At 63.1% G+C, this 16,374-nt stretch carries 15 protein-coding genes; 11 read left to right on the forward strand and 4 right to left on the reverse strand.

What is annotated here, in order from left to right; genetic code table 11:
- The first annotated feature begins 223 nt into the window (after positions 1 to 223).
- Complete coding sequence (locus tag E2A64_RS17355; RefSeq protein ID WP_133285777.1) at positions 224 to 1,300, forward strand: Gfo/Idh/MocA family protein; 1,077 nt, start codon at positions 224 to 226, stop codon at positions 1,298 to 1,300.
- Positions 1,301 to 1,306: 6 nt separating this feature from the next.
- Here the strand turns inward: E2A64_RS17355 and E2A64_RS17360 are convergent, their stop codons facing one another.
- Together E2A64_RS17360 and E2A64_RS17365 are read right to left on the reverse strand one after the other, a co-directional pair.
- Complete coding sequence (locus E2A64_RS17360; protein ID WP_133285778.1) at positions 1,307 to 2,434, reverse strand: Gfo/Idh/MocA family protein; 1,128 nt, start codon at positions 2,432 to 2,434, stop codon at positions 1,307 to 1,309.
- 41 nt (positions 2,435 to 2,475) lie between these two features.
- A complete protein-coding gene (locus E2A64_RS17365) occupies positions 2,476 to 4,335 on the reverse strand; it encodes a glycoside hydrolase family 9 protein (protein WP_244598354.1) in 1,860 nt (619 codons plus the stop codon).
- Positions 4,336 to 4,578: 243 nt separating this feature from the next.
- Between E2A64_RS17365 and E2A64_RS17370 the strand changes: the two genes are divergently transcribed.
- A complete protein-coding gene (locus tag E2A64_RS17370) occupies positions 4,579 to 5,925 on the forward strand; it encodes an NAD(P)-dependent oxidoreductase (RefSeq protein ID WP_133285780.1) in 1,347 nt (448 codons plus the stop codon).
- Positions 5,926 to 5,936: 11 nt separating this feature from the next.
- Positions 5,937 to 7,250: an NAD-dependent dihydropyrimidine dehydrogenase subunit PreA gene (gene preA, locus E2A64_RS17375; protein ID WP_133285781.1), complete on the forward strand. Its 1,314-nt coding sequence runs from the start codon at positions 5,937 to 5,939 to the stop codon at positions 7,248 to 7,250.
- 83 nt (positions 7,251 to 7,333) lie between these two features.
- Here the strand turns inward: preA and E2A64_RS17380 are convergent, their stop codons facing one another.
- Together E2A64_RS17380 and E2A64_RS17385 are read right to left on the reverse strand one after the other, a co-directional pair.
- Positions 7,334 to 8,371, reverse strand: a complete 1,038-nt coding sequence (locus E2A64_RS17380) for an NADP-dependent oxidoreductase (RefSeq protein ID WP_133285782.1) — start codon at positions 8,369 to 8,371, stop codon at positions 7,334 to 7,336.
- Positions 8,372 to 8,442: 71 nt separating this feature from the next.
- Positions 8,443 to 9,075: a TetR family transcriptional regulator C-terminal domain-containing protein gene (locus E2A64_RS17385; RefSeq protein WP_133285783.1), complete on the reverse strand. Its 633-nt coding sequence runs from the start codon at positions 9,073 to 9,075 to the stop codon at positions 8,443 to 8,445.
- Positions 9,076 to 9,290: 215 nt separating this feature from the next.
- Here E2A64_RS17385 and aptA point away from each other — a divergent pair, with 215 nt between their 5' ends.
- The 8 genes from aptA (at position 9,291) to E2A64_RS17425 (ending at position 16,373) form a co-directional block, all read left to right on the forward strand.
- Positions 9,291 to 10,619, forward strand: coding sequence for an omega-aminotransferase AptA (gene aptA, locus E2A64_RS17390; RefSeq protein ID WP_133285784.1), 1,329 nt, complete (start codon positions 9,291 to 9,293; stop codon positions 10,617 to 10,619).
- 147 nt (positions 10,620 to 10,766) lie between these two features.
- Positions 10,767 to 12,017, forward strand: coding sequence for a Zn-dependent hydrolase (locus tag E2A64_RS17395; protein ID WP_133285785.1), 1,251 nt, complete (start codon positions 10,767 to 10,769; stop codon positions 12,015 to 12,017).
- A gap of 40 nt (positions 12,018 to 12,057) precedes the next feature.
- On the forward strand, positions 12,058 to 12,264 hold the full coding sequence (locus E2A64_RS17400) for a hypothetical protein (protein ID WP_133285786.1): 207 nt from the start codon (positions 12,058 to 12,060) through the stop codon (positions 12,262 to 12,264).
- Between the two features lie 42 nt (positions 12,265 to 12,306).
- Positions 12,307 to 12,942 carry a LysE family translocator gene (locus E2A64_RS17405; RefSeq protein WP_133285787.1) on the forward strand — a complete coding sequence of 212 codons (636 nt, stop codon included), beginning with the start codon at positions 12,307 to 12,309 and terminating at the stop codon, positions 12,940 to 12,942.
- Positions 12,943 to 12,964: 22 nt separating this feature from the next.
- Positions 12,965 to 13,726 (forward strand): class II aldolase/adducin family protein, encoded by a 762-nt coding sequence (locus E2A64_RS17410; RefSeq protein ID WP_133285788.1) that lies wholly within the window; start codon positions 12,965 to 12,967, stop codon positions 13,724 to 13,726.
- A 37-nt stretch (positions 13,727 to 13,763) separates the two neighbouring features.
- Positions 13,764 to 15,221 carry a dihydropyrimidinase gene (gene hydA, locus E2A64_RS17415; protein WP_133285789.1) on the forward strand — a complete coding sequence of 486 codons (1,458 nt, stop codon included), beginning with the start codon at positions 13,764 to 13,766 and terminating at the stop codon, positions 15,219 to 15,221.
- 3 nt (positions 15,222 to 15,224) lie between these two features.
- The gene (locus E2A64_RS17420) at positions 15,225 to 15,650 is read left to right on the forward strand and encodes a VOC family protein (RefSeq protein ID WP_133285790.1); all 426 of its coding nucleotides are present in this window, start codon (positions 15,225 to 15,227) and stop codon (positions 15,648 to 15,650) included.
- A gap of 24 nt (positions 15,651 to 15,674) precedes the next feature.
- Positions 15,675 to 16,373 carry an SDR family oxidoreductase gene (locus E2A64_RS17425; protein WP_133285791.1) on the forward strand — a complete coding sequence of 233 codons (699 nt, stop codon included), beginning with the start codon at positions 15,675 to 15,677 and terminating at the stop codon, positions 16,371 to 16,373.
- Position 16,374 lies beyond the last annotated feature (1 nt).

Genomic DNA, 16,374 nt, shown 5'->3' on the forward strand with positions numbered 1-16,374 from the left:
AAATTCGACGGGCATCGATGCCTTTGCAGGATCGATGCCCGTCGTGCGACAGCGAGTTGCCTCGTTGTGCCGCCGGTCGCACATATAGTAGCAGTAGCAAACTTGCCCAAGCCTTACGCAAATTTCCACTTGTCGATGACGTGATGCGGTGGCAGTAAAATACTTAGAATTCAATCAATTGGCACATGGGTAAGCCTGCCAACGCGCGGCAAACAGGCATTGCATGAGCAGACAAGACGGCAAAATTCGCTGGGGAATCGCCTCAACAGGCGCGGTTGCACATGCCTTCGCGCAGGATATCCGGTCGGCAAAAGGCGCCGTTCTGGCGGGCGTGGCATCGCGCGATCCGCAAAAGGCGCGACGCTTTGCCGGGAAACATCCGGGCATCAAGGCTTTCGACAGCCTGGACGCGATGGTCGCCTCCGATCTCATTGACGCCGTCTATGTCGCCAGCCCCCATTCGGCCCATCTCTCCCAGGCTCTGACAGCGCTCGAGGCACGCAAGCCGGTGCTGGTCGAAAAGCCGCTGACGACCTCCACAAGGGGGGTCAAGAGACTTTCGGAAGCCTCTTTCACGTCCAGGACCTTTGCCATGGAGGCCATGTGGACGCGTTATCTGCCGGCCGTCAGGGCCGCGCGCAAGGTGATCCGCGCCGGCCAGATCGGCACGATCCGCTCCATCCGCTCTGAACTCACCCGGCGACGCCCGTTCGACCCGAAGAACCGTTTCTTCGATCCCGCACAGGCTGGCGGTGCGCTCCTCGATATCGGCGTCTACCAGATTTCGCTTGCCTGCTTCTTTCTGGGCAAACCGGAGACCATCGAGGGCAGCTGGACCGAGGCGCCGACAGGTGTCGACGTGGCAGCCGAGCTGACCCTCGGTTTCGGAACGGCAACCGCCCACCTCTCCTGCGGCTTCGATCGCGACGGCGACAACCGCTTCATCATCGAGGGTGACAAGGGAACGCTGGTGCTCGGCATTCCCTTCATCGGCGCGCGCATCCTGGGTCGCTACAATTCGCCCGCGATGGCCGATCTCGCCTTTCCCGGGGGCGAGGGCTTCGCCGCGCGCTGGCGCCGCAAGATCGGCGCGAGGCTCCCGCTGCCCGGAGCGAAGCGCAAGATCTTCCCCGTGCCGGGGACCGGTCTGAGTTGCGAGATCGAGGCCGCCTCGAACGCGATCCGGGAAGGCCGCATGGAGGAACCGGACAACACCCTGTCCGACTCCCTCATGGTGATCGAGATCGTCGAGACAATTCTCGCGCAGGACCCGAAGAAGAGCTGGAAACCCGGACGATAACCGGGACTAGTGGAACTCCATCCCGGCCCCGCCCCGGCCGAGCGCCAGTGCGAGTTCGGTCAGATGCACCGCCCGTTCCGCGGTAAGAAGCGGTGCCGTTCCGCCTTCGATGGCCTTGGCGAGATCGGCGATGCCGGCGGCAAAATCGATCCGCGAGGGATAGCGAGGAAGCTTGCGGCCGCCATTGGCCGGATAGGGCACCACATGCCCTCCGAACAGCTTGCCGGGCAGATGTTTGCCGGACTTGCGCTCGTAGAGTTTCAGTAGCCGGGTCACGAACGGGTCCTTCTCGCCGAAGCGCGACAGGTGAACCGGCGAACGGTCATCCCAGAGATCGCGCACGATGATTGTTCCCGCATCCCCCACGATGGTGAGCGAACGGTCGCGCGGAGCAGCCAGCCCGCAGGTGATCCGCGCCACCGGTCCGGAGGCAAACTCGATACACCCCACCGAAAAGTCGGACGCCATCGCGAGATTCTCCGTCCCCGGTCCCTTGTCCGGAAACGCAAGTGCGGAGAAGCTCTGCACGCTCTTCGCCCGTCCGAAGAGGGCGAACAGCCAGGACAGCGCGTAACCGGCATGTTCGAGCGTGCAGCCGATCTCGAATTCGTGCATCCCTGGCCAGGGCGCTCCGGAAGCGGATCGCCATTCCTGCCAGTTGTCCCGGAAGACCGCGCCGTCCTCCATTTCGGCATAGACGAGCCGCGGCGTGCCGATCCGCCCCTCCTCGATCAACCGAGCGGTCAGAATCTGTGCATCGGACAGGGCGTTGGCCGGGGCACCGGAGAGAAAGAGCCCCTTGCTGTTCGCCAGATCGACGAGTTCGGCGGCCTGACCCGGCTCCATCGCCAGCGGCTTTTCGCAATAGACGTGGCGACCGGCTTCCAGCGCCAGGCGGTTGATCTCGAAATGAGCCTGGGGCGGCGCCAGATTGACGACGATATCCACAGTATCGTCGGCGAGAGCGGCCTCCAGCGAGGCGTAGCTGTGATGGCCATGAAAACGGCAGAACGCCTCGAGCCGCGCCGCATCGATGTCGAATGCACCGGCCACAACGAGGTTCGCATGATTGGCGAGTGTCCTGGAATAATAGTCGGCGACGAAACCCGTGCCGATGAGCGCAATTCTGGCCATCGATATCCTCTTCTATCGACAGTCGTATATAGCGCATCAGGTTAATTAGCAGTTTCCGATATTTCTGTATCGGCGAGAAACGCGGCCACCCACGAGAGCGCCGCATTCCAGTTGATGGCGACTTCGTTGGTCGAGTAGGACCAGTAGTCGTCGATGAAGCAGGCTTGCGGCGCACAGCCCTTGAGCTTTTCCTCCGCCACCGGATCGGCGGGCTGCTCGTTTGGACCGCCCGACAGCGCGCCCGTCGGTATCGGTGGCAGCGACGGCTCGATCGAATGCCCGAACATCAGCGAGAACTGGTTGTGCGCGTAGTCCGTGCCATAGCCTGTCACATAGGACAGTCCCATCGCGTTTCGGCCGAGAAGATAGTCCATGCTCTCGCGGACCCCCTCGAGATAATAGGACTTGCCGGAGATGTCGTAGGCAATGGCGGCGACGATCATGTTCTCCAAAACGGAGTGGTTCGAACCCCAGCCATAGCCCTGCCGAGGCTTGTACATCAAAGCGAAGCCCTCGCCCTTCTGGACCGCGAGATAGGTCTCCGCCGCCGCACGCACCGAAGCGCGGATCATGTCGAGTTCCGTCTTGGCGAGCTTTGATGGCACCGATGCCAGCTGCAGCCGCGCCCAGCCCGCAGTCTCGCGCCAGTCGATCCCGTCCGAGGAAAATACCCGTCCGTTCCAGTGCGGCGATGCCTTCAGCCGGTCGTGCCATTCCGCCTCGCCGGTGGTGAGATAGAGTTCGGCGGCTGCCCAGTAGAACTCGTCGGACACCTCCGGATCGTGGTAGTCGCCGCCGCCGTTCTGGCCGTCGGAAGCGGGTGCGATCATGTCAGGATGCGCTTCGGCTGCCGCATATGTCCGTCTGGCGATGTCCAGCAGTTTCTCCGCATAGGCGTCGTCATAGGGCTTGAACAGCCGCGCGCCCTGCGCCGCAGCTGCCGAGACATTCAGCGTTGCCGCCGTCGAGGGCGGATAGAGCACGCGCTGCTCGGGATCCTCGCTCGGCCGCATCGGACCGGGCAGCCAGCGCTCGCCGTGGACCTTGTGGTGGACCATGCCCGCCAGCGGCTCGCCATCCGGTACGATCATCGAAACCAGGAAGTCGAGCTCCCATTTCGCCTCGTCGAGAATGTCGGGGACGCCGTTGCCGGCTTCGGGGATGCGCAGGAGGCTGTCGGCGACATTCCCGGACTCCTTGCCACCGGAATGAAGCGACCGTTCATAGGCACCCATCAGCTGCGCCACCGCAATGCCGCCATTGACGACATATTTGCCGAAGTCGCCCGCATCGTACCATCCGCCGAGCACGTCGAGCCGATAATCGCAGGTCCTGGTCGTTCCAAAGATTTTGCGCGCGGTCTCGCCGTCGAGGCAGGGCACATCGGCATCGCCCTTGTTGGGCGCCACGCCGGCATGGCCGGCCGGTCTGCCATAGCCCTCACCTGCGATTGCGCCCTCGATCTCGAGCCCGGAGCGGAATGGATAGAAATAGGACATCGCATCCGTGCGCAGCCCGCCATACAGATGTTCGGAAATCGCGAAGGGGAAACTCTCTTCGCCCTCCACGTCCAGACGGTAGCCCTCGCCTGTCGCAGCGTTTTTCGAGAAATCGATCCAGTGAACTTTCAGTCCGGATGCGCGATCGAGGCCCATCGGCAGCGTGGTGCCCGATGCAATCTCGACGCCGGCTCCATCCACAAGCCGCCACGCGACGGGCTTGTTTTCCTCGTGAACCAGCGTCGCCCGCTTCGGACCGTCGCTCAGGTAACCGAGCTGGTTGATCCGGATCGATCTGGGCTCTTGCGCTTCCGCAGCCGCGGGAAGAGACGAGCAGTAAAATGCCGCAACGCCTGCGACGAGCGCAGGGAGAACTACGATGCGAGCCTTGGAAATTGCCATCTGCCGAACTCCGTTTTGCCGGGCCTGACCGCGCCGGCCGCTTCCGACCTTAAAAACATTTTCGCCTGAAGGAAGATTTAAGCCGGCCGCAAGCGCGACTGTACCGCAGGCGCGAACAATAAATTTGACCTTTTGATAAAATCGCCTCACACTGCCAATCGTCCCGAACAGGCGATGGTTCCGACCATATGACCTCAAAGAACGGGCATCCGGAAAACCGGACCTTTGGTTAAAGGGGAACACATGACCAGCACGCTTGAATCGGGCGATGTCCGTGCAGGACGCTTGTCGTCCGCGGAATACGCCGAGAATTTTTCCGATCTGCATCCGCCGCTCGACCGCCACGAGGCGCTCGTGGAGGCGGACCGCTGCTATTTCTGCTACGACGCGCCCTGCATGAACGCCTGTCCGACGTCGATCGACATTCCGCTGTTCATCCGCCAGATCCAGGCCGGCAATCCGGTCGGCGCGGCAAAGACCATTTTCGACCAGAACATTCTCGGCGGCATGTGCGCCCGCGTCTGCCCGACCGAAACGCTCTGCGAGGAAGTCTGCGTCCGTGAAGTGGCCGAGGGCAAGCCGGTCAAGATCGGCGAACTCCAGCGCCACGCGACGGACACCTACATGGCGCGCAATCTGCCCCATCCGTTCACGCGGGCTGCGTCCACCGGCAGGAAAATCGCCGTTGTCGGCGCAGGTCCAGCCGGCCTGTCCTGCGCCCACCGGCTGGCGCGCTACGGTCATGACGTCGTCATCCTGGAAGCGCGCGAGAAACCCGGCGGTCTCAACGAGTACGGCATCGCCTCCTACAAATCGACGAACGACTTCGCCCAGCGCGAGGTGGAATGGCTGATGCAGATCGGCGGGATCGAGATCCGGCTCGGCCAGAAGCTCGGCGATGATTTCGAGATCGAGGATCTGGTCAAGGACTACGACGCCGTCTTCGTCGGCATCGGCCTGCCTTCGGCCTACGCGCTCGACATTCCCGGGTCCGACCTGCCGGGCGTGGAATCGGCAATCGACTTCATTTCCCGCCTGCGCCAGACCGAAGACAAATCGACCCTGCCGGTCGGGCAGGACGTCGTGGTGGTCGGCGGCGGCATGACCGCGGTCGATGCAGCGATGCAGTCCAAGCTTCTCGGCGCACGCACCGTCTCCCTCGTCTATCGCCGCGGCCGCGAGCAGATGCCCGCCAGCCGCTACGAACAGGACCTGGCCGCAGCCAACGGCATTCACCTCATCTTCAACGCCATGCCGTCGAGGATCAACGGCGCCAACGCGGTCGAAAGCATGACCTTCGACTACACCACCAGCGAAGGCGGCAAGCTCAGGGCGACCGGCGAAACGTTCGAGGTCCCCGCGGATCAGATACTGGTCGCCATCGGACAATGGATGGACGCCGATACCGGCAACCTCCAGGCCTCTGGCAGCAAGACGCTCGAGCGCTCCGCGGCCAACAAGAGCCCCGCGCCCTACAACAAGGTCTGGGTGGGCGGCGACTGCGCTTACGGCGGCGAGGACCTCACGGTCACCGCCGTGGAGGACGGCAAGATTGCCGCCGAAAGCATTCACGCATCGCTTGCGGGTTAAGGAGAACGGACATGGCTGATCTTTCGACGAACTTCATCGGCATCAAGTCTCCCAATCCATTCTGGCTCGCCTCCGCCCCACCCACCGACAAGGCCTACAATGTCGAGCGCGCCTATGAAGCCGGCTGGGGCGGCGTCGTGTGGAAGACACTCGGCGAGGCCGGTCCGCCCGTCGTCAACGTCAACGGCCCGCGCTATGGCGCCATCTGGGGTCCCGATCGCCGGCTGCTCGGCCTCAACAACATCGAACTGATCACCGATCGCGATCTCGAAACCAACCTGCGGGAGATGACGGAAGTCAAGAAGCGCTGGCCCGACCGGGCGCTGATCGCCTCGATCATGGTCCCCTGCGAGGAGAAGAGCTGGCGTGATATCCTGCCGCGCATCGAAGACACCGGCGCCGACGGTATCGAGCTCAATTTCGGCTGCCCGCACGGCATGAGCGAACGCGGCATGGGCGCCGCTGTCGGCCAGGTGCCGGAATACATCCAGATGGTCACCGAGTGGTGCAAGCAATACGGCAAGCTGCCGGTGATCGTGAAGCTCACGCCCAACATCACCGATATCCGCTACCCGGCGCGCGCGGCGAACAAGGGTGGCGCGGATGCGGTATCCCTGATCAACACCATCTCTTCCATCGTCTCGGTCGATCTCGACAGTTTCTCGCCCAACCCGTCGATCGATGGACGTGGATCCCATGGCGGCTATTGCGGCCCGGCGGTCAAGCCGATCGCCTTGAACATGGTGGCGGAAATCGCTCGCGATGCCGAAACCCGCGGCCTGCCCATCTCCGGCATCGGCGGGGTCAACACCTGGCGTGATGCGGCCGAGTTCATCGCACTGGGCTGCGGGACGGTGCAGGTCTGCACCGCAGCGATGACCTACGGCTTCAAGATCGTTCAGGAGATGATTGAAGGCCTCTCCAACTACATGGACGAAAAGGGCTTCGAAACCATCGAGGACTTCCGCGGCATGGCCGTGCCGAACGTCACCGACTGGCAGTATCTCAACCTCAACTACATCACCAAGGCGAAGATCGATCAGGATCTCTGCATCAAGTGCGGCCGCTGCCACATCGCCTGCGAGGACACCTCGCATCAGGCGATCACGAGCCTGGTGGACGGGGTCCGTCACTTCGAGGTGATGGACGACGAGTGTGTCGGCTGTAATCTCTGCGTCAATGTCTGCCCGGTCGAGAACTGCATCTCGATGGTACCGATGGCGACCGGCGAAACAGACCCGCGCACCGGCAAGACCGTCCAGTCCGATTACGCCAACTGGACGATGCATCCGAACAACCCGATGGCCACCGAGGCCGCCGAATAGGCTCCCGCGAACAGTTCCTGATCACGTTCCGGCAGAAGGAGAGCCGCCCGGTCATTCGGGCGGCTCTTTTTGTGCGTGAGCGCCTACTCGTCCGGTCCGATGCGGATCACGCGCTTGCCGAAATTTTCGCCGCGCAGCAGGCCGATGAAGGCGCGTGGCGCATTCTCCAGGCCGTCGATCATCTCTTCGCGATACTTGATCCGGCCGTCCTTGAGCCAGCCGCCCATCGCCTTGGAGAATTCCGGGTAGAGATGGCCGAACGTGTTGAAGATGATGAAGCCGCGAACGGTAAGCTGCTTGCGCAGAATCTGTCCCATCAGCCAGTTCATCCTGTCCGGGCCGCCCGGCAGACTGGTCGCGTTGTAGCCGGAGACCAGTCCGCAGACGGGAACGCGGGCATTGACGTTGAGGAGCGGAATGACCGCGTCGAGCACCTTGCCACCGACATTTTCGAAATAGACGTCGATGCCATCCGTGCAGGCGGATTTCAGCTGATCGGCGAAATCACCGGCCTTGTGATCGATACAGGCATCGAAGCCGAGATCGTCGACCGCATGCCTGCACTTGTCCGGACCGCCGGCGATGCCGACGACGCGGCAGCCGAGAATCTTGCCGATCTGGCCGACCGTTGCGCCGACCGGGCCCGTGGCCGCGGCCACGACGATCGTCTCGCCTTCCTTCGGCGCGCCGATCTGCGTCAGTCCGGCCCAGGCGGTGAATCCCGGCATTCCCAGAATGCCGAGCGCCCAGGACGGATGGTCGGGGGACTTTCCGAGGTTCATCGCACCCTCGCCCGTGGAGATCGAGTAATCCTGCCAGCCGCCCTGCGAGAGCACCCAGTCGCCTTCTTCGAACCGCTTGACGTTGCTCTTCACCACTCGGCTGACCGTACCTGCCGTCATGACGCCGCCGATCTCGACGGGAGCCGCATAGGAGGGCGCGTCGCTCATCCGCCCGCGCATGTAGGGATCGAGCGAGAGATAGACCGTGCGAAGCAGCATCTCGCCCTCGCCCGGCTCCGGTACGGAGACGGTCTCCATGCGCAGCGTATTGTCGTCGGGCTCGCCCTTCGGGCGCTCGGCGAGCACCAGTTGGCGGTTGTTCTCGGATGCCTGGGACATGGATGACCTCCTTTGTCGTTCGAACCGTGCGGTCCGGGGATGGAAGTCTATCTAGGGCGATCGCCCAGTTCTCAAGCCCGCGGCTTCAATCCGTCGAGAAACAATGTTTCGAGAAAACGCGCAGCATCCTCGAAGCGCCCTTCGCCCCCCCGGCCAGGGCCGAGAATGGCACGCACCTGAACGTCGAAATCGGCGTAATGCTGTGTCGTCGACCAGATCGCGAAAAGCATGTGGCGCGGGTCGGCCTTGTTGAGACGCCCGGCTTTCATCCAGCCTGAAATCACCTCGGACTTTTCGTCCACCAGTTCCCTGAGCCGGGTCTCGAGCATCTTCCGGATACGCGGAGCCCCCTGCAGTATCTCGTTGGCGAAGAGGCGGCTTTCGCGCGGGAAATCACGCGACATCTCGAGCTTGCGGCGGATATACATCCTGAGTTCCGGAATGGGGTCGCCGTTCTCGTTGAGACTTTCGAGCGGCTCCAGCCAGGTATCGAGAAGCCGGTCCAGAAGCGCTTCGTAAATGTCCTGCTTGCGGCGGAAATAATACAGGAGGTTCGGCTTGGACATGCCCGCACCATCGGCGATCTGGTCGACGGTGGCGCCACGGAATCCGTGAAGGGAAAAGGCGTCGAGCGCAGCATCGAGAATGCGCGCCTCGTTCTCGGTCTGGATGCGCGTCTTGCGCGGTTCCGGATTGTGATCCATCGCCGCTATGCCTCTATCCGTCTCGTTGCGCGCTTCGCAAATTTCACCCCCACATTCCCGTCCTTCCAATCGCCTCTTTCGCCCTTGACCGCGTCATTGGCGCTGATAGAGTTTTATCAAACAGTCAATTTCCGTAGCACAGCTTTGCGCGCGGAACCAAGCACCACAAAAACGGGCACTGACTGGATACATAAGCTTCAGGCTATGGGGAACACATGTCGAACCGTACCACCGTCACGCCGAACGACCTTCGGGCATTCTGGATGCCGTTTACGGCAAATCGCCAGTTCAAGCAGGACCCGCGCATGCTGGTCGCTGCGAAGGACATGCATTTCACCTCTTCCGACGGCCGCGAGATCCTTGACGGCACCGCCGGACTCTGGTGCGTCAATGCCGGCCACTGCCGCCCGAAAATCACCGAGGCGATCAGCCGGCAGGCCGGCGAGCTGGACTATGCGCCCGCCTTCCAGATGGGCCACCCCAAGGCTTTCGAACTGGCCAACCGCCTCATCGACATCGCGCCCGATCACATGGGCCATGTGCTCTTCACCAATTCCGGATCGGAGTCCGTCGATACCGCGCTGAAGGTCGCGCTCGCCTATCACCGCGCCAGGGGCGAGGGTTCGCGCTTCCGCCTGATCGGTCGTGAGCGCGGCTATCATGGCGTCAATTTCGGTGGCATCTCGGTCGGCGGCATCGTCACCAACCGCAAGATGTTCGGTACGCTGCTGACCGGCGTCGACCACCTGCCCCACACCCACCTCCCGGGCAAGAACACCTTCACCAGGGGCGTGCCCGAGCATGGCGCCGACCTGGCCGACGAACTCAGCCGCATCGTCACGCTGCACGATCCCTCCACCATCGCGGCCGTGATCGTGGAACCGGTCGCAGGCTCGACCGGCGTGCTGATCCCGCCGAAGGGCTACCTGCAGAAGCTGCGCGAGATCTGCACCCAGCATGGCATTCTTCTGATCTTCGACGAGGTCATTACCGGCTATGGACGTCTCGGCGCTGCCTTCGCGGCCGATTATTTCGGCGTGAAGCCGGACATCATGGTCACCGCCAAGGGCCTGACCAACGGCGTGATCCCGATGGGTGCGGTCTTCGTCACGCCCGAGATCCACGACGCCTTCATGAACGGCCCGGAACACCTGATCGAGTTCTTTCACGGCTACACCTATTCGGGCAATCCGATCGCCTCGGCCGCCGCTCTTGCCACCCTCGAGACCTACAAGGAAGAGGGGCTTTTCGAACGCGCAAGCGAACTCGCGCCCTATTGGGAAGAGGGGCTGCATTCGCTCAAGGGCGAACCGCACGTCACCGATATCCGCAATATCGGCCTCGTCGGCGCGGTCGAGCTGGAACCGATCGCGGGCTCGCCGACCAAGCGCGCCTTCTCGTGCTTCCTGCGCGCATGGGAAAAGGGCCTCCTGATCCGCACCACCGGCGACATCATCGCGCTGTCACCGCCGCTGATCATCTCGAAAGACCAGATCGACCAGATCATCGATACGCTGCGCTCCGTCCTCAACGAGGTCGATTGATGGCCCCCATTCGGGCCATCGCGCAGTCACCGGCAGCCGCCTCGCGGCACGCCGCCAAAACAATCCCGCCGCTGAACGAACACGGACCGGGCATGATCGTCATGCCCGGCTCGAGACGACACGTTTCGGACTGACAGGAGACAGACCATGGCCGCACCGGCAGCTAACATGAAGATCAACGCCGACAGGCTCTGGGATTCGCTGAGGGAGATGGCCGGGATCGGCCCCGGCGTTGCGGGCGGCAACAATCGGCAAACGGTCACCGACGAGGACGGCGAGGGCCGGCATCTGTTCCGGAAATGGTGCGAGGATGCAGGCCTGACCATGGGCGTCGATACCATGGGCAACATGTTCATGACGCGTCCCGGCACCGATCCCGATGCCCTCCCCGTCTATGTCGGCTCTCACCTCGACACCCAGCCGACCGGCGGCAAATATGACGGCGTTCTGGGCGTGCTCGGCGGTCTCGAGCTCGTCCGCACGCTCAATGATCTTGGCGTGAAGACCAGGCATCCGATCGTGGTCACCAACTGGACCAACGAGGAGGGCACCCGCTTTGCGCCGGCCATGCTCGCCTCCGGGGTCTTCGCCGGCATTCACGAGCAGGACTGGGCCTATGAGCGCACCGACGCCAAGGGCAGGAAATTCGGCGACGAACTGGCGCGCATCGGCTGGAAGGGCAAGGAGCAGGTGGGCGCGCGCAAGATGCACGCCTTCTTCGAACTCCACATCGAGCAGGGTCCCATCCTCGAGGCCGAAGGCAGGGATATCGGTGTCGTCACCCATGGCCAGGGGCTCTCCTGGACCCAGGTGACCATCACCGGCAAGGAAGCGCATACCGGCTCCACCCCGATGCCGATGCGGCGCAATGCGGGCCTCGGCATGGCGAAGGTGCTCCAGCTCGTCGACGAGATCGCCTGGAGCCACAAGCCCGACGCGGTGGGAGCTGCCGGCCATATCGACGTCCATCCGAATTCGCGCAACGTCATTCCCGGCAAGGTCGTCTTCACCGTCGACTTCCGCTCGCCCAATCTCGCCGTCATCGAGGACATGGAAAAGCGCCTCAAGGAGGGCGCCAGGAAGATCTGCGACGAGATGGAGCTCGGCATCGAGTTCGAGAAGGTCGGCGGCTTCGATCCGGTCGAGTTCGACGAGACATGCGTAACCGCCATCCGCAACGCCGCCGAGCGGCTGGGCTACTCGCACCGCAACATCATCTCCGGCGCCGGCCACGATGCCTGCTGGATCAACCGCGTGGCGCCCACCGCCATGGTCATGTGCCCCTGCGTCGACGGCTTGTCCCACAACGAGGCCGAAGAGATCACCAGGGAATGGGCCGCCGCCGGCGCAGAGGTGCTGATGCATGCGGTCGTCGAAACCGCGGAGATTGTGGAGTGAGCCCCGATCGCTTATATTTCGCCCATCGAAGGGTGATGCGATGTCCGACGAGGTCACGAACGAACTCATCTACGAGACACTCCGGCGCGTGCAGGAAACCCTCTCTCTGCACACGCAGTATCACCTTGAGGTCAAGGAACGTCTCGGCTTTCTCGAACAACAATATGCGAGGATTTCGCGTCGCGTTGATCGCATCGACGAACGCCTCGACCGCGTCGAGCGGCGGCTCGACCTCACCGACGCCTGAGCTGCGCTTCGCTTCACGATACAGTTTGCGGGGGCACGCTTTATGACGACCGCAACCATCTTCGCCTTCGCCGCAATGGCAGCACTTCTCATCATGTCGCCCGGCCCGAATGGGGTGCTGATCGCCAAGACGGTGCCCACCTCTGGACGTGGCGCGGGCTTTGCCAATATCGCCGGTTTCATGCTTGCCTTCTTCGTCCACGGCACCTTCGCGATATTCGGCCTGTCGCTCGTTCTCATGCAGTCGGCGCACCTCTTTCTCGCCGTCAAGCTTCTGGGCGCGGGCTATCTGATCTGGATCGGCATCAAGGCGCTGCGCCAGGCATGGCGTAACCCTCCCGCGCCAGTCGCCGAGGTCGCTCCGGCGCGGCGCCGGCGAAAGCTGACCGCGGCATTCATCGAGGGCTTTCTCACCAACGCGCTCAATCCCAAGGTGGCGATGTTCTATCTCGCTGCGTTCCCGCAGTTCATCCCGCATGACACGGCTTCCCCGGCTTCGGCCTATCTGCTGGTCGCCATCCATGCCACGCTGAATGCGGTCTGGTTCGTTCCGATGGTCCTGCTTTTCGACCGGCTGTCGGTCGCAGCCCGCAGCGGTCGCATGCAGCGATGGATCAAGGGCGCGACCGGAGCGATCTTCGTCGGCTTCGGCATCAAGCTTGCGACATTGCGCCCATGACCCGGCAATCTGGAGAAATTTCATGAGTTCGGCAGCCAAGGTCGTCCCGATCGAAAAGACCGACGAGCGCCAGCTCCGCATCGACCTCGCCGCCGCCCTAAGGCTCGCCGCACGCAATGACTGGCACGAGGGCGTCGCGAACCACTTCTCGGCAGCCGTCTCGCCGGAGGGAAAGACGTTTCTCGTCAATCCGCGATGGAAGCATTTTTCCCGCGCCAAGGCCTCCGAGCTCCTGCTTGTCGATGCCGACGATCCCGAGACCATGAAGCGCGAGGATGCGCCCGATCCGTCCGCCTGGTCGATCCACTCGGCGATCCATCGCAACCTGCCTCATGCCCGCGTCGCGCTGCATCTGCATCCGCCCTATGCGACGACGCTGGCGACGCTGAAGGACCCGGCCATCCATCCGATCGATCAGGTCACCGCGCGCTTCTACAATCGTCTCGCCATCGACCGGTCCTTCGGCGGCATCGCAACCGAGGAAGCCGAGGGCGAGCGCATCGCCGCCACCATCGGCAACCATTCCGCCGTCATGATGGGCAATCACGGCGTGACCACCGTCGGCCAGACGGTCGCCGAGGCCTTCGACGCCATGTACCATCTCGAGCGCGCGGCCCGGACGATGGTGCTGGCCTATTCGACTGGCCGCGAGCTCAACATCATGCCGCACGACCTCGCCGAGGCGACGGCTGCGGAATGGGACGTCTACAAGGACGCCGAAGAAGCCCATTTCGCCGAGATGAAACGGATCCTCGACGCGGAGGACCCCTCCTACGCCGATTGATCCGACCACATGAAAAAATGAGACAAGGGGAATGCAAATGAGCAGCAAGGTCATCAAGAACGGAACCATCGTAACGGCCGACCTGACCTACAAGTCGGATGTGAAGATCGAGAACGGCATCATCACGGAAATCGGCCCGGATCTTTCCGGCGACGAGACGCTCGACGCGACCGGCTGCTACGTGATGCCGGGCGGCATCGATCCCCACGTCCACCTCGAAATGCCCTTCATGGGCACCTACTCCTCTGACGATTTCGAGAGCGGCACCCGCGCCGCGCTTGCCGGCGGCACCACCATGGTGGTCGATTTCTGTCTGCCCAACCCGGACCAGTCGCTGCTCGAGGCGCTGCAGCGCTGGGACAACAAGTCGACGCGGGCCAATTGCGACTACTCCTTTCACATGGCGATCACCTGGTGGGGCGAGCAGGTCTTCAACGAGATGGAGACGGTCGTCCGCGAAAAGGGGATCAACACCTTCAAGCACTTCATGGCCTACAAGGGCGCGCTGATGGTGCAGGACGACGAGATGTACGCCTCCTTCCAGCGTTGCGCCGAGCTGGGCGCCATGCCGCTGGTCCATGCCGAGAACGGCGACGTGGTGGCGGACCTCTCGGCCCGTCTTCTGGCCGAGGGCAATAACGGACCGGAGGCGCACGCCTATTCCCGCCCGCCGCAGGTCGAGGGCGAGGCCACCAACCGCGCCATCATGATCGCCGACATGGCGGGCGTGCCGCTCTATGTCGTCCACACCTCCTGCGAACAGAGCCACGAGGCCATCCGCCGCGCTCGCCAGAACGGCATGCGCGTCTATGGAGAGCCGCTCATCCAGCATCTCACCCTCGATGAAAGCGAATATTTCGACAAGGACTGGGACCACGCCGCCCGCCGGGTGATGTCGCCGCCCTTCCGCAACAAGCAGCACCAGGATTCGCTCTGGGCCGGCCTGCAGTCGGGCTCGCTGCAGGTGGTCGCCACCGACCATTGCGCCTTCACCACCGACCAGAAGCGTTTCGGCGTCGGCGATTTCACCAAGATCCCGAACGGCACCGGCGGCCTCGAGGACCGGATGCCGATGCTCTGGACCTATGGCGTGGCGACGGGCCGGCTGACGATGAACGAGTTCGTCGCCGTCACCTCCACCAACATCGCCAAGATCCTCAACTGCTACCCGCAGAAGGGTGCCATCCTCGTCGGCGCGGACGCCGATATCGTCGTCTGGGATCCGGAAAAGGAAAAGACGATCTCCGCCAAGTCCCAGCAATCGGCGATCGACTACAACGTCTTCGAAGGCAAGAAGGTGAAGGGCCTGCCACGCTTCACGCTTTCGCGCGGCAAGGTCTCGGTGACCGACGGCAAGATGACCAATGAGGAAGGCTGGGGCAAGTTCGTCAAGCGCGAACCCTACGGCGCCGTCAACAAGGCGCTTTCGACCTGGAAGGAAATTTCCGCCCCGCGCAAGATCGAGCGGACAGGCATTCCCGCTTCGGGAGTGTGAGGCTTGGTTGGCGCCAGCTCCACTCCGCCCCTCGCCAGCGTTCTCGAAGCCGCGCTCTATGTCGATGACCTCGACGCGGCGAAGGGGTTTTACGGCGACGTGCTCGGCCTCGAAAAGATCACCGAGGTGGAGGGCCGTCATGTCTTCTATCGCGCCGGCGAAACCGTGGTGCTGCTCTTCATTGCCGAACAGACGCGCATTCCGACGACCAACGCAAAGCTTCCCGTCCCGCCGCATGGCGCGGACGGGCCGGGCCATCTGTGCTTTGCCGCCGATGCGGCGGCGCTGGAAGCCTGGCACGAGAGGCTGGAGCATGCCGGCATCGGGATCGAGGCCGATTTCGAATGGCCGAACGGCGCCCGCTCGATCTATGTCCGTGATCCGGCGGGCAATTCGATCGAGTTCGCCGAGCCGAAACTGTGGGCGTAGGCCCAAACAAGGGGATAGACAGTCATGATCAACGTCGCACTCGTCACCGCCGGAGGCTCGGGCATGGGCGCCGCAGCTGCGCGCAAACTCGCAGAGACCGGCCATGCGGTCGCCATTCTCTCCTCCTCCGGCAAGGGCGAGGCGCTCGCCGACGAGCTCGGCGGCCTCGGCGTCACCGGCTCGAACCAGAACGAGGACGACCTTAAAAAACTTGTCGACGGCGCCATGGAGCGCTGGGGCCGCATCGACGTGCTGGTCAATTCCGCCGGCCACGGGCCGCGTGCGCCGGTGCTCGAACTCACCGACGAGGACTGGCACACCGGCCTCGATGTCTACATGCTTTCGGCGGTTCGCCCGACCCGCCTCGTGACCCCGATCATGGTCGAGCAGAAGGCCGGCGCGATCATAAACATCTCGACCTTCGCCGCCTTCGAGCCCGATCCGGTCTTCCCGACCTCGGGCGTCTTTCGCGCCGGTCTCGCCGCCTTCTGCAAGCTCTATTCGGACAGATATGCGCCCGATAACGTGCGAATGAACAATGTATTGCCAGGCTTCATAGACAGCCTGCCTGAAAAAGAGGCATTCCGCGGACGAATCCCCATGGAACGCTATGGAAAAGTCGAGGAAATCGCGGAAACCATTGCGTTTCTGGCCTCCGACGGTGCAGGGTACATCACAGGCCAGAACATCAGGGTAGACGGGGGAATTACGCGGTCGGTATGAG

The sequence above is a fragment of the Pseudohoeflea suaedae genome (assembly GCF_004354915.1).
GTDB classification, from domain to species: domain Bacteria; phylum Pseudomonadota; class Alphaproteobacteria; order Rhizobiales; family Rhizobiaceae; genus Pseudohoeflea; species Pseudohoeflea suaedae.